Source organism: Streptomyces sp. CRCS-T-1, from assembly GCF_024442335.1.
Classification (GTDB): Bacteria; Actinomycetota; Actinomycetes; order Streptomycetales; family Streptomycetaceae; genus Streptomyces; species Streptomyces koelreuteriae.
Window position 1 is genome coordinate 6241780 of record NZ_CP101651.1, and the last position, 12843, is coordinate 6254622.

Sequence of the window (12843 nt, forward strand, 5' to 3'; positions counted from 1 at the left end):
ACGGAACCCGCCGCGGATGATGAACCCCGGATGAAGAACCCTTCATCCGGAGCCGGTCGGGCCGCCGGGCCCTCCGGTCGGCCCCGCGAGCCCTAGTTGTCCAGCCCGATCGAGAACGCCGCCTCCAGGTCGTGCTGCGAGTACGTACGGAACGCCACGTGCGTGTCCGTGCCCTCGACGCCGGGGATCTTGCTGATCCGGCCGGGGATGACCTCGGCGAGGTCCTCGTGCTCCTTCACCCGGACCATCGCGATGAGGTCGTAGGTGCCGGTGACCGAGAAGACCTCGCTGACGCTGTCCAGCGCCGCGATCGACTCCGCGATCTCGGGGATCCGGTCCACGCTGGTCTTGATCAGGACGATCGCGGTGATCACGGCTGGTTCTCTCCCTCGGGGGCCGGTGCAGGGGCTTTCCTCACTCTAGTAGGGCCGGTGGGACGGCCGTAGCGGACCGAGGCGTAGCAGAAGCCCAGGCCGAAGCCGACCAGGTGGGCGAGGTAGGCCACCCCTGGCCCCTCCGGGGCCCGCCCCGCCGCCAGCCACTGCAGCGCCGCCCAGAAGGGCAGCACGACCCAGGCCGGGAAGCGCACCGGCAGGAAGAAGAGGAACGGCAGGAGACTGGTCACCCGGGCACGGGGGAACAGGTACAGGAACGCGCCGAGGACCGCCGAGATCGCCCCGGAGGCACCGACCAGGGACTGCTCGGAATCCGCGTTGGCGACGGCGTACCCGAGCAGGGCCAGGTAGCCGCAGCCTACGTAGAACAGGGTGAACTGCACCCGCCCCATCCGCTCCTCGGTCATCGCCCCGAAGACGTAGAGGAAGAGCATGTTGCCGAGCAGGTGCACCCAGGTGCCGTGGACGAAGAGGGCCGTCACCGGGGTGAGGGCCGCCCCGGGGGATGCCTCGAACAGGTCTGCGGGAATCACGCCCCAGTGCCGGAAGTAGGCCCGCTGCGCGGCGAGCAGATCGTCGCCCGAGCCGTACGCCGGGCCGATGCCCGAGGCGGGCCCGGCCAGGAAGACCGTGCAGCACAGGGCGATCAGTGAGTACGTCACCGGCGCCGACGAACCCCTGATCGATCCGCTCGCCCGGGCGATCGACGCACTCCACTTGCTGATCATGGCTACAGAGCATGACGTAACCGGACGCAACCGCACAGACCGCCTCGCCGCCGTGGACACGCAGGCGACGAGGACCTCGCAGGCCGTAGGGTTACGAGCCACACGCACCGGGGAAGCCGGTGGCGTCACGGACACTAGAAGGAAAGAGAACAGGCCACGATGACGGTTCCCCTGCCGACCGCCGAGACGCGGTGGCGCTGCACCCTCTGCGGCAACCTCACGCGCTTCGACGTGACCCGCTCGTCGAAGGTCGTCGAGTACGTCCACCTGGACCTGGCCGGAGAGCCGAAGGTCGAGGAGCGCGACGTGCTCAGTGAGACCATCGAGTCGGTGCGCTGCCGCTGGTGCAACGCGGTGGACCAGGTGGAACTCGTGGACAGGCCGGGCGCCGGCTCCTGAGGGGAGCAGGGCCCCCGCACAGGCATAGGGGTGTGACGGATGGTGGAGACCACAGGCGGGGGGCCGGGCGACGGCGCCGCCGAGGTGCTCGACCGTCCGCTGCCCGACGGGGTGCGCCGCAGGGTCGTGCAGATCGTCTCCGACGGCTTCGGAGCGCTGACGGTCGGCGAGCTGCCCGCACAGCTCAGGCAGTACGCCCGGTTCGCCCCGAACCGCAGAGCCAAGTTCGCCGGCAATGCCATGGCCTCGGCGCTGGAGTCCGACCCGCTGTTCCGTCAGCGCATCGGGGAGAAGCTCAGAGAGGCCCAGCCGGAACTCGCCGGCGCCCTCGACTCAGGCTCCCCGCCCCCGGCCGCGGACCCGCTCGACGTGGCGGCCGCGGCCTACGTACTGCGGCCCACCGACTGGGTGAAGCTGGTGACCGCGGCCGGCGAGGAGGCCCAGCGGGCCGACGCCGAGCGGGCCGACGAGGAGAGCCGGGCCGAGCTGGAGCGACTGCGTGAGGAGCTGGCCCGGGCCCGTGACCACACCAGGACCGAGACCGAGCGGCTGCGCATGGAGCTGGAATCGGCCAAGAAGGAAACCGAGTCGCTGCACCGCAAGCTCCGCGCCGCCCTCAGCGACGTCAAGCGCGGCGAGGCGGCCCTGCGCAAGGCGCACGGCGAGATGGAGGCCGTCCGCGCCGAGGGGCACGCCCAGGTGTCCGCCGCCGAGAGCGAGAGCCGGCGGCTCAAGGCCCGGCTGGGGGAGACCGAGGCGGCCCTGGAGGCCACGCGCCGGGCGGCCCGCGAGGGCCGCAGCGTGGAGGACATGCGGGTCCGGCTGCTGCTGGACACCCTGCTGGACGCCACCCAGGGGCTCCGGCGCGAACTGGCCCTGCCGCCGGTGTCGGTGCGGCCCGCCGAGACCGTGGACGCCGTCGAGCCGGGCCGGATGACCCCGAAGGACATCGCCGCCCGCGCCCTCTCCGAGGACGACCCGCAGGTCCTCGACCAGCTCCTGGCGCTGCCGCAGGCGCATCTGGTCGTCGACGGCTACAACGTCACCAAGACCGGCTATCCGCAGATGCCCCTGGAGAAGCAGCGCCTCAGGCTGCTGGGGCAGCTCTCCCAACTGGCGGCGCAGAGCGGCGCCGAGGTGACGTGCGTCTTCGACGGCGCCGAACTGGCCGCACCGGTCCTGCTGGCGCCGCCGCGCGGCGTACGGGTGCTGTTCTCGAAGCCGGGCGTCACCGCCGACGAACTCATCCGTCAACTGGTGCGCGCCGAACCACCCGGAAGGCCGGTCATCGTGGCGTCCACGGACCGCGAGGTCGCCGACGGAGTGGCCCGGGCCGGTGCCCGCCCGGTGGCCTCGGCGATGCTCCTCAGGCGCCTTTCGCGGTCCTAGGCGCCCCTACGGGCGATGCGTAACGTCCGGGCGTGATGCCCGAATTGGTGAGACCTGTGGGCCACGTTAAGTCAAGTGAGTCTCACCGCCTGTGAGTCCAGGGGAAAAGTTGGCTCACTGTGACGCAATTTTTCATCTGAGGATTTGAACTGATCACAGGAAGGTCACTAGGGTCAGGCTCCGAAACCTCCGCTCGGGTGATCACTCATCGGGAGAGACGGCGGAGGGGGCAGAAGGAGCTTTCACCCGTGGCGTCCCACCGTCGTCCGAAGCAGCCGAGCCGCGCACGTGTGACCGTGCTGACCACCGCCGCCGCCGCTGCCGTCGCCTTCAGCGCGCAGGCCGCCAACGCGGCTCCCAGCGAGAAGCCGAGCAAGGACGAGGTCAAGGCCAAGGTCGACAAGCTCTACGAAGAGGCGGAGCAGGCCACCGAGAAGTACAACGGGGCCAAGGAGAAGCAGGAGAAGCTCCAGAAGGAGATCTCCACCATCCAGGACAACGTCGCCCGCGGCCAGGAGGAGCTCAACGAGCTGCGCGACAGCCTGGGCCTCGCGGCCGCCTCGCAGTACCGCACCGGCTCCATCGACCCCTCGGTCCAGCTCTTCCTCTCCGCGAACCCGGACGACTACCTCGACAAGGCCTCCACGCTCGACCAGTTGAGCAGCCAGCAGGTCGAGGCGCTGAAGAAGGTCCAGGAGAAGCAGCGCGAACTCGCCCAGGAGCGCGCCGAGGCCTCCGAGAAGCTCAAGGACCTCGCCTCCACCCGCACCGAACTCGGCAAGAAGAAGAAGGAAGTCCAGGGCAAGCTCGGCTCCGCGCAGAAGCTGCTCAACAGCCTCACCGCCGCCGAGAAGCAGGCGCTCGCCGCCGAGCAGGACCGCGCCAGCCGCGACAGCCAGCGCGACGCCCTCACCGACAACGTCCCGCCCGGCTCCGGCCGCGCCGCCTCCGCCTTCGCCTTCGCCCAGAGCCAGCTCGGCAAGCCGTACGTCTACGGCGCCACCGGCACCAGCTCCTACGACTGCTCCGGCCTCACCTCCCGGGCCTACGCGGCGGCCGGCATGCAGATCCCGCGCACCTCCGAGGCGCAGTCCCAGATCGGCACCAGGATCTCCTCGGTCAGCCAGCTCAAGGTCGGCGACCTGGTCTTCTTCTTCAACGACCTGCACCACGTCGGCCTCTACGCCGGCAACGGCCAGATCATCCACGCCCCGCGCACCGGCACGGTCGTCCGCTACGAGTCGATGGACACCATCGGCGGCCCGTTCATGTTCGGCGTCCGCGTCTGACGAACGGCACCGCCCCCGAGGACACCGTGTCCGCCATTCGGGGGAATCACCACAGTCTCGAGTAAGCCCACGCCCCGCCGGTGACCTGCGTCAGCGGCGGGGCGTCGTGCCGCACCCCCACGGATGGTCGTTGGCTGCTCCCGGTCGCGGGGCTACTGTCTGCCGCGTTTCCAAGTCCGTCAGCGGAAGGAGTGCGGCTTCCCGTGGGGTCCCATCGCCGACTTGCACCGTCCGGGTTCGACCGGGGCGCCGGTGCCGCGGTCGGTTTCCTGTCCGTCGCGGCCACCGCCCTGTGCGCGGTACCGGCCGCGTCCGCACCGCACGACGACACCCGGGCCGAGGTGGACCGCCTCTACGCGCAGGCCGAGAAGGCCACCGAGGCCTACAACAAGGCCGACGAGCGCGCCGACGCACTGCGCGAGGAGGCCGGAACCGCCCGGGACCGGATCGCCCGGCAGCAGCAGCGCATCAACTCCATGCGGGAGCAGCTCGGTTCGCTCGCCGGCGCCCAGTACCGCTCGGGCGGCCTCGACCCGTCCCTCGCCCTGCTGTTCTCCGACGACCCCGAGGACTACCTCGACCGGGCCGCCCGGCTGGACCGCCTCACCGCCCACCAGGCCGGTGAGCTCGAAGACCTCCAGGACGCCATGCGCACACTCGCCCAGGACCGCGAGGAGGCCGCGGGCAAGCTCCGCGAACTGGAGAAGAGCCGCAGGACCGTCGCCGTCCACAAGAAGTCCGTCGAGCGGAAGCTCGCCACGGCCCGGCGGCTGCTCAACTCCCTGCCGGAGGCCGAGCGCGCCGCCTACGACCGGGCCTCCCGCTCCGGCCGCGGCGACCTGCCCTACCTCGGGAACGCCACCCCCGCCTCGGGACGCGGGGCCGCCGCCGTCGCGGCCGCCCGCAGCGTGGTCGGCCGGCCCTACGTCTGGGGCGCCAACGGCCCCTCCGGCTTCGACTGTTCGGGCCTGACGCAGTGGTCGTACGCGCAGGCCGGGGTGGCCCTGCCGCGCACCTCGCAGGCCCAGCGGTACGCCGGCCGGCAGGTCCCGCTGTCCGAGGCGCGCCCCGGCGACCTGGTCGTCTACCGGGACGACGCCAGCCATGTCGGGATGTACATGGGCAACGGCCAGGTCATCCACGCGCCCTACCCCGGCGCACCCGTGCGCTACGACCCCGTCGGGATGATGCCCGTCTCCTCGGTCACCAGGGTCTGACCGGAGCGGCCCCGGCGCCCGTACGATCGGGAACGTGGCTGGTCGAAGGTCGGGGTCCGCGGTGGTGGCGCTCGTCGTGCTGCTCGTCGCCCTGGTCGGGTGCGGCGGCCGGTCCGCCGCCGACAGCGCCACGGCCGACGTCCAGCGGCTCCTGGACCGGCGGGCCGCCGCCGTCCTGGACCGCGACGAGCGGGCCTACGAACGCACGGGCACTGGGGTGGATTTCGCCCGGCTGCGCGCGGTGCCGCTGGCCGCCTGGTCGTACCGGGTGACCGAAGTGCGCCGCACCGGCGACACCGCCACCGCCGACGCCGAACTGCGCTACCGCGTCGCCGGGTACGACCGGGCGCCGGTGACCGCGGGCCGCACCCTGCGGCTGAGCCGGGACACGGCGGGGCGGTGGTCCGTCGAGACCGACCGGCCCGCGAAGAAGTCCGCACAGCAACTGTGGGACCAGGGGGCGGTGCAGGCCGTCCGGGGCGCCCGCAGCCTCGTCCTCGGCGTCGGGCAGTCCGGCCGGTCGCTGCGCGACTTCGCGGACCTGGCCGACCGTGCGGTGCCCGCCGTGTCCGAGGCGTGGGGCACGGACTGGTCCCGGCAGGTGGTCCTGCTCGTGCCGAAGTCCCTGGAGGGGATGGCGGGGCTGCTCGGCTCGCCCGCCTCCTCCTACCGGGGGATCGCGGCGGTCACCACAGGCGAGACGGGCGCTCCGGCCCGGGCACCGGCGGACCGCGTCATCGTCAACCCGGACGCCTTCGCGCTCCTCGGCGGCCTCGGCGAGCAGGTCGTCGTCACCCACGAGACCACCCATGTCGCCACCCGCGCCCACACCAGCGCCGCCACGCCCCTCTGGCTGTCCGAGGGGTACGCGGACTGGGCCGGCTACCGCGCCACCGGCCGGGTCCCCTCCGAGGCCGCGCCCGAGCTGTCCCGGGCGGTGAGCCAGGGGCGGCTCCCGGAGGCGCTGCCGGAGGACGAGGACTTCGGGTTCACCGGCGACGCGAGCCGCCTGGCCCGGGCCTACGAGAGCGGCTGGACGGCGTGCCGGCTGATCGCCGACCGCTGGGGCGAGGCCCGGCTGGGCGAGTTCTACCGGGCCGTCGGGGACCACCGGAAGCGGGCCGGGGCGGTGGCGGAGGCGATGCGGGACGTGCTGGGGACGACGCCGGAGGCCTTCACCGAGCAGTGGCAGGAGTATCTGCGGGCTCAGCTCGGCTGATCGAGCAGCGCGACGGTCTCCCGCAGCCAGGCCCGCTCCGCCTCGCCCGTCGCCCGCGCGACCCGGAGCATGCCCTGGCGGAACAGGTCGTCCGAATCCTCGGCGCGGACCGGCTTGCCGGAGTCGTAGAAGAAGCTCGTCGGGGTCTCCAGGAAGGCCAGCCGGCGGCGCAGCACCGCGGCCTGCTCGTGCCGGTCGGGCAGGTGGCGCAGGAAGGCCAGGACCGTGTTGAAGCGGACGTGGTCGGTGATCTCGGTCTGCTTCGGCCGGCGCAGCCGCTCCAGCAGTTCCTCGCGGCCCCGGTCGGTGAGGGCGAGGATCCGGCGCGGGGCCGCGCTCGCGCCCGGCTCGGTGTGCTGGTCGAGCAGGCCCGCCCCGACCAGGCGCGTGATCGCCGGGTAGAGCGCGCCGTCGCTCACGGGCCGGACATGGCCGGTCAGCGCCTTGATGCGCTCCTTGAGCTCATAGCCGTGCAGGGGCTCCTCGGCCAGGAAGCCGAGGATCGACAGCTCCAGCATGGTCCTCCCTTGGTCCTCCTTGCGGGTGACGTCTGACGCATGCTACCTCTTAACGAGCTACCTCGAATCGAGATAGCTCGTACAGAGGTAGCTCGTATCGAGGGCCATGGGGACTCGGGGTCAGGGGGACGGTCACGGTGAACGCCCATCGCAAGCAGCTCCTCCTGCTCGCCGGACCCGTCTATCTCTCGCTGCTCGCCTCCGTCGCCGCGGGGATCATCAACACCGTCTGGGTCGCGCGGCTCGGCAGCCCGGCCGTGGCCGCCGTGGCCGTGGCGACCAACACGGAGAACGTGCTGCTCGGCATCGCCCTGGTCTTCGGCTCCGGCACGACCGTGCTGGTCGCACACGCCCGGGGCGCCCACGACCCCGTGGCCGTACGGGCGGCCATGCGCGGCGGATGGGCGCTGTGGGCGCTCGTGACACCCCTGGTGGTGGCGGGCGGACTGCTGGGACGCGAACCGCTGGCCCGGCTGGTGCTGGGCGGCGCCGACAGCGCCGCCCTCCCGCTCGCCGTCGCCTACTTCACGCTCTCCCTGCCGGGCATGGCCGTCTTCTTCGCCCAGCAACTCGTCGACGGCCTCCTCAAAGGCACCGGCGACACACGCACCCCGCTACGGCTCGCCCTGCTCTCCAACGGCCTGATCCTGGCCCTCGACCCGCTCTTCATCCACCTCTACGGCGTCCGGGGCGCCGCGGCCGCCACGGTGCTGTCCCGGTCCGTGGCGCTCGGGGCGGGACTCCTCGCGGTACGGCGCAACGCGCTGCTGCGCGAGGCACGCGAGGCGGAGACGGGCGAGTCCCTGGCCGTCTCCCTGCGCCGGACCCTGTCGACCGGCCTGCCCATGTCCGCCGACTTCACCGTGCGGCAGACGGGCGCCCTGGTCCTGGTCGCGATCGTGGCGCGGCTCGGGGTGACGTCGGTGGCCGCGTACGCGATCGCCTACAAGGTCATGTACGTGGCGACCATGGCCTTCTACGCCGTCCGCCAGGCCGCCGCCATCCACACCGCGCACACCCGGGGCGCGGGGGAGGACGAGCGGCGGGCGATCGGGCGGCAGGCCGTGCTCGTCTCCGGCGCCCTGGGCCTCAGCGCGGCCGTGCTGCTGGCCGCCGGTGCCCCGTGGCTCATGGCCGCCTTCGGGTCCGGGCCCGGGGTCGCGGGCGAGGGTGTGCTGTTTCTGCGCTGCGTCGGGCCCTGTCTGCTGCTCATGGCCTGTCTCGTCGCGCTCGGCGGGGTCTTCGAGGGCAGCGGGGGCGCCTCGGCGCTGCTGCGGGTGACCGTGCTCGGGACCGCGGTGCAGCTGGCGCTCGCGTACGGCTTGACGGGGCTCGGGCTGCCGGGGGTGTGTCTCGCGCTGGGGCTCGCGACGGCGGTGCAGTGCGGGCTGGCGGGTGTGCTGTTCCGGCGGGCCCCGGCTCAGGAGGAGACGGGGGTCTCGCCCGCGCGGGCCGGCTGAGAGGGCAGGGGAGCGGGGACCGTGCGCGGCACCGTCGCCTTCCACAGGGCGCGGGCCGCGAGGAGGGTGGCGACGACCAGGAGGCCGTTGCGCAGGAACAGCAGGGTGATGCCGAGGCCGTCGCTGGCCACCACGTTGGCGAAGTAGAGCGGGAACTCCAGCACCGTCACGAAGCACGCCACCAGGACGAGACCGACCGGCAGCCGCATCCGGCTCCCGGGGAAGCAGAGGCACACCGCGGCCAGCCCGACCAGCCACACCATGTACTGCGGGCTGATCACCCGGCTGGTGGTCGTGAACATCAGCACCGCCACGAAGGCCGCGTCGGCGAGCGTGTGCTCCTCGAAGCGCCGGGCCAGCAGCCGCCACAGCACCAGCCAGCCGAAGGCGGCCCCCGTCAGGAACAGCGCGGCCGTGCTCACCTCGCTCACATACGGCCCGAGGAACTCGATCGAGCCGTAGTTCAGCCGCACCTCGCCGTTCCAGCCGAAGTGCCGGGCGACATGGAAGACCAGCGCGCCCAGCGACTCCACCTCGGTGCCCCGGTCCCGCTGGAAGGTCAGGAAGGCGAACCCGCCGGGCATGACCAGGGCGAAGGCGCCCGTCACCGCGAGGCCGGTCACCAGGGCCGACGCCCAGGCGCTCCGGCGGCGGGCGGCCAGCAGGAGCATCGCGGGCCAGACCTTCAGCAGCGCGCCGAAGGCCGCCAGCGCCCCCATGGTCTTCGGGTGCCGGGCGCCCGCGAGCAGCGCGGCCATCGCCACGGCCGTGACCATCACGTCGTAGCGCGAGTACACCGTCGGCCCCAGCAGCGGGACGCCCACCACCCACACCCAGGCGCCGCGCAGGGTCTTGCCGGGCCGCCGTCCGGCGTACATCAGCAGGGCCAGGACGATCAGGTCGGTGACGCAGACCAGGACGAAGAACGCGGTCGCGTAGTGCAGGAAGGGCAGCAGCGCGGGGGAGAGGATCGCCAGGGCGGCGGCAGGCGGGTACTGCCAGGTGACATCGTTCTGAGGAAACGTTCCGGTGCGCAGTACCTCGTACCAGCCCTGGTAGATGGCGTGCACGTCGCTCGTCACGTCCGGGCCCGGGAAGACGTACACCTTCATCACGAACAGCAGCAGCGCCAGCCTCGTGAGACACCAGACCACCGGCAGCCATGCCAGGGACCGCCTCGCGCCCGTCGTCTTCACCTGATCCCTGCCCGTCCGCGTGCTCTGTCGATGGGCTCATGATGTCCCGGACAGCTGTGAGCGTGCCATAAGAGCTGCCCCGCACGGCGCTGAGGGTCGGGTTCGGTAGGGTCGGCGGCGTGCGCAAGACCCTGATCGTGACCAACGACTTCCCGCCCCGGCCCGGTGGCATCCAGGCGTTTCTGCACAACATGGCGCTGCGGCTGGACCCGCAGCAGCTGGTCGTCTACGCGTCGACGTGGAAGCGGAGCCGGGAGGGCGTCGAGGCGACCGCCGCCTTCGACGCCGAGCAGCCCTTCACCGTCGTACGGGACCGTACGACCATGCTGCTGCCCACGCCCGCCGTCACCCGGCGTGCCGTCGGGCTGCTGCGGGAGCACGGCTGCGCCTCGGTGTGGTTCGGGGCGGCGGCGCCGCTCGGCCTGATGGCACCGGCGCTGCGCGGCGCGGGCGCCGAGCGGCTGGTCGCCACCACGCACGGCCACGAGGCCGGCTGGGCCCAGCTGCCCGCGGCCCGGCAGCTGCTGCGCCGGATCGGGGACTCCACGGACACGATCACCTACCTGGGCGAGTACACGCGCTCGCGGATCGCCGGCGCGCTGAGCCCCCAGGCCGCCGCGCGCATGGCGCAGCTCCCGCCCGGCGTCGACGAGAAGACCTTCCACCCGGACTCGGGCGGCGACGAGATCCGGGCCCGGCTCGGGCTGACCGACCGCCCGGTGATCGTGTGCGTGTCCCGGCTGGTGCGGCGCAAGGGGCAGGACACGCTGATCCGGGCCATGCCCCGGATCCTGGCCGCCGAGCCGGACGCCGTCCTGCTGATCGTCGGGGGCGGCCCGTACGAGGGCGACCTGCGCAAGCTGGCCCGGGAGACCGGCGTCGCCGCCTCGGTCCGCTTCACCGGCGCCGTGCCCTGGTCCGAGCTGCCCGCGCACTACGGCGCCGGGGACGTCTTCGCGATGCCCTGCCGGACCCGGCGCGGCGGCCTCGACGTCGAGGGCCTCGGCATCGTCTACCTGGAGGCCTCGGCGACCGGCCTGCCCGTCGTCGCCGGCGACTCGGGCGGCGCGCCGGACGCGGTCCTCGACGGCGAGACGGGCTGGGTCGTCCGGGGCGGCTCCCCCGAGGAGGCGGCCGAGCGCATCGTCACCCTCCTGGGAGACGCCGAGCTCCGCCACCGGATGGGGGAGCGGGGCAGGGCGTGGGTCGAGGAGAAGTGGCGCTGGGACTTGCTGGCGGAGAAGCTGCAGACGCTGCTGTAAGGCTCTGTGTCGATGTGCGGCTCCGCCGCGTGGGCGCGATCAACCACAACGAACCCGCACCCGCCCACGACGAAAAACGCGCACCCCACTAGGCGGAACCCAATAATCCGCCCATGCTGCGCACATGACAGCAAACCTGATGCGACGTCAGCTGACAAGACGTCAGATCATAGGAATGGCGGCAATCCAGACCGCGGCCGCCCTCGGCTTCACCCGAATCGGCCTCCGATCGGCCCAAGCCGCCGAACCCGCAGCCGTCGACAACGCCCCGGCGATCGTGATCGGTTCCGGCTACGGCGGCGCCGTGGCCGCCCTCCGCCTCGGCCAGGCCGGCATCCGCACCCTCGTCCTGGAGATGGGCCGGCTCTGGAACACCCCCGGCCCCGACGGCAAGATCTTCTGCTCCACCCGCACCCCGGACCGGCGCTCCATGTGGTTCCGCACCCGCACGGAGGCCCCGCTGGCCACCTTCCTCTGGCTGGACCTGGTCAACAGGGACATCAGCTCCTACCCGGGCGTCCTGGACCGCGTGCACTACGACCACATGTCCGTGTACGTCGGCCGGGGCGTCGGCGGCGGTTCCCTGGTCAACGGCGGCATGGCGGTGACCCCGCTCCGGTCCTACTTCGCCGAGCAGTTCCCGACCGTGGACACCGCGGAGATGTACGACACGTACTTCCCGCGCGCCCGCTCCATGCTCGGCGTCAACACCATCGACCCGGCCTGGTTCGAGTCCACCGAGTGGTACCGCTTCACCCGGATCTCCCGTAAACACGCGGACAACGCCGGGCTGAGGACCACCTTCGTGCCCAACGTCTACGACTTCGGCCACATGGAGCGCGAGGCGGCCGGCACGGCGACCAGATCGGCGCTCGCGGGCGAGGTCATCTACGGCAACAACCACGGCAAGCGCAGCCTCGACAAGACCTACCTCGCCTCCGCGCTCGGCACCGGGAACGTCACCCTCCACACCATGGAGCGGGTGACGTCGATCAGCAGGGCCGCCGACGGGGGTTACGTCCTGAGCGTCGAGCGGATCGACGACACCGGCACCGTCGTCGAGACCAAGGAGTACGCCTGCACGTACCTGTTCCTCGGCGGCGGCAGCATCGGCACCACGGAACTCCTCGTCCGCGCCCGGGAGTCGGGCACCCTGCCCGCCCTGGACGCGAGCGTCGGCACCGGCTGGGGCACCAACGGCAATGTGATGCTCGGCCGGGCCAACCACCTGTGGGACACGGTCGGCGCGAACCAGTCGACCATGCCGGTCATGGGCATCGACGACTGGGCCAACACCGCCAACCCCGTCTTCGCCGAGATCGCGCCCCTGCCCATGGGGCTCGAACACTGGGTCAGCCTCTACCTGGCGATCACCAAGAACCCGGAACGGGCGTCCTTCTCGTACGACGCGGCGAGCGGCGCCGTGCGGCTCGGGTGGAGCGCGGCGCAGAGCGCCGTGTCGGTGGGCATGGCGAAGAAACTGTTCGACCGGATCAACAGGGCGAACGCCACGATCTACCGCTACGACCTGTTCGGCTCGGGCAACAAGGTCTTCGCCGACGACTTCACCTACCACCCGCTGGGCGGCTGCGTCCTGGGCCGGGCGACGGACGGCTACGGCCGGCTCAAGGGCTACCGCGGGCTCTACGCCGTCGACGGCTCGCTCGTGCCCGGCTCGATCGGGGTCAACCCCTTCGTGACCATCACGGCCCTCGCCGAACGCACGATGGCGCGGGTCCTCGCCGAGGACACCGCGCCATGACGCCGTTCG

Annotated in this window: 12 protein-coding genes; 8 read left to right on the forward strand and 4 right to left on the reverse strand. The window is 72.2% G+C overall.

What is annotated here, in order from left to right; genetic code table 11:
• Nucleotides 1–92: 92 nt before the first annotated feature.
• Both NNW99_RS28250 and NNW99_RS28255 read right to left on the reverse strand, forming a co-directional pair.
• Nucleotides 93–374 carry an Lrp/AsnC family transcriptional regulator gene (locus NNW99_RS28250; RefSeq protein WP_030848030.1) on the reverse strand — a complete coding sequence of 94 codons (282 nt, stop codon included), beginning with the start codon at nt 372–374 and terminating at the stop codon, nt 93–95.
• Nucleotides 371–1123: a rhomboid family intramembrane serine protease gene (locus tag NNW99_RS28255; protein ID WP_215121982.1), complete on the reverse strand. Its 753-nt coding sequence runs from the start codon at nt 1121–1123 to the stop codon at nt 371–373. Before NNW99_RS28255 ends, NNW99_RS28250 begins: the two co-directional genes overlap by 4 nt.
• A gap of 159 nt (nt 1124–1282) precedes the next feature.
• Here NNW99_RS28255 and NNW99_RS28260 point away from each other — a divergent pair, with 159 nt between their 5' ends.
• From NNW99_RS28260 to NNW99_RS28280, 5 genes are all read left to right on the forward strand, one after another.
• Nucleotides 1283–1522, forward strand: coding sequence for a hypothetical protein (locus NNW99_RS28260; RefSeq protein ID WP_031106126.1), 240 nt, complete (start codon nt 1283–1285; stop codon nt 1520–1522).
• Between the two features lie 39 nt (nt 1523–1561).
• Nucleotides 1562–2911, forward strand: a complete 1350-nt coding sequence (locus NNW99_RS28265; protein ID WP_215121983.1) for an NYN domain-containing protein — start codon at nt 1562–1564, stop codon at nt 2909–2911.
• 248 nt (nt 2912–3159) lie between these two features.
• On the forward strand, nt 3160–4200 hold the full coding sequence (locus NNW99_RS28270) for a C40 family peptidase (RefSeq protein ID WP_215121984.1): 1041 nt from the start codon (nt 3160–3162) through the stop codon (nt 4198–4200).
• A gap of 203 nt (nt 4201–4403) precedes the next feature.
• Nucleotides 4404–5417 (forward strand): NlpC/P60 family protein, encoded by a 1014-nt coding sequence (locus tag NNW99_RS28275; RefSeq protein WP_215121985.1) that lies wholly within the window; start codon nt 4404–4406, stop codon nt 5415–5417.
• Between the two features lie 34 nt (nt 5418–5451).
• Nucleotides 5452–6636 carry a hypothetical protein gene (locus tag NNW99_RS28280; protein ID WP_215121986.1) on the forward strand — a complete coding sequence of 395 codons (1185 nt, stop codon included), beginning with the start codon at nt 5452–5454 and terminating at the stop codon, nt 6634–6636.
• Here NNW99_RS28280 and NNW99_RS28285 read toward each other — a convergent pair.
• Entirely contained in the window at nt 6624–7154 is a 531-nt protein-coding gene (locus NNW99_RS28285; protein WP_215121987.1) for a PadR family transcriptional regulator, read from the reverse strand. The two genes, NNW99_RS28280 and NNW99_RS28285, sit on opposite strands and share 13 nt — an antisense overlap.
• 137 nt (nt 7155–7291) lie before the next feature.
• Between NNW99_RS28285 and NNW99_RS28290 the strand changes: the two genes are divergently transcribed.
• Complete coding sequence (locus NNW99_RS28290) at nt 7292–8614, forward strand: MATE family efflux transporter (protein ID WP_215121988.1); 1323 nt, start codon at nt 7292–7294, stop codon at nt 8612–8614.
• Here NNW99_RS28290 and NNW99_RS28295 read toward each other — a convergent pair.
• On the reverse strand, nt 8575–9810 hold the full coding sequence (locus tag NNW99_RS28295) for a glycosyltransferase family 87 protein (protein ID WP_215121989.1): 1236 nt from the start codon (nt 9808–9810) through the stop codon (nt 8575–8577). The genes NNW99_RS28290 and NNW99_RS28295 overlap by 40 nt on opposite strands.
• A 119-nt stretch (nt 9811–9929) precedes the next feature.
• On the opposite strand from NNW99_RS28295, the gene NNW99_RS28300 reads away from it, so the two are divergent.
• Entirely contained in the window at nt 9930–11072 is a 1143-nt protein-coding gene (locus tag NNW99_RS28300; RefSeq protein WP_215121990.1) for a glycosyltransferase family 4 protein, read from the forward strand.
• Nucleotides 11073–11247: 175 nt separating this feature from the next.
• The gene (locus tag NNW99_RS28305; RefSeq protein WP_215121991.1) at nt 11248–12834 is read left to right on the forward strand and encodes a GMC oxidoreductase; all 1587 of its coding nucleotides are present in this window, start codon (nt 11248–11250) and stop codon (nt 12832–12834) included.
• The last annotated feature ends 9 nt before the right edge of the window (nt 12835–12843 follow it).

Coding starts and splice junctions, on each gene's coding strand:
- NNW99_RS28305 (WP_215121991.1), top strand. CDS start 11,248: ATGGCGGCAATCCAGACCGCGGCCGCCCTCGGCTTCACCCGAATCGGC.
- NNW99_RS28255 (WP_215121982.1), bottom strand. CDS start 1,123: ATGATCAGCAAGTGGAGTGCGTCGATCGCCCGGGCGAGCGGATCGATC.
- NNW99_RS28265 (WP_215121983.1), top strand. CDS start 1,562: ATGGTGGAGACCACAGGCGGGGGGCCGGGCGACGGCGCCGCCGAGGTG.
- NNW99_RS28260 (WP_031106126.1), top strand. CDS start 1,283: ATGACGGTTCCCCTGCCGACCGCCGAGACGCGGTGGCGCTGCACCCTC.
- NNW99_RS28285 (WP_215121987.1), bottom strand. CDS start 7,154: ATGCTGGAGCTGTCGATCCTCGGCTTCCTGGCCGAGGAGCCCCTGCAC.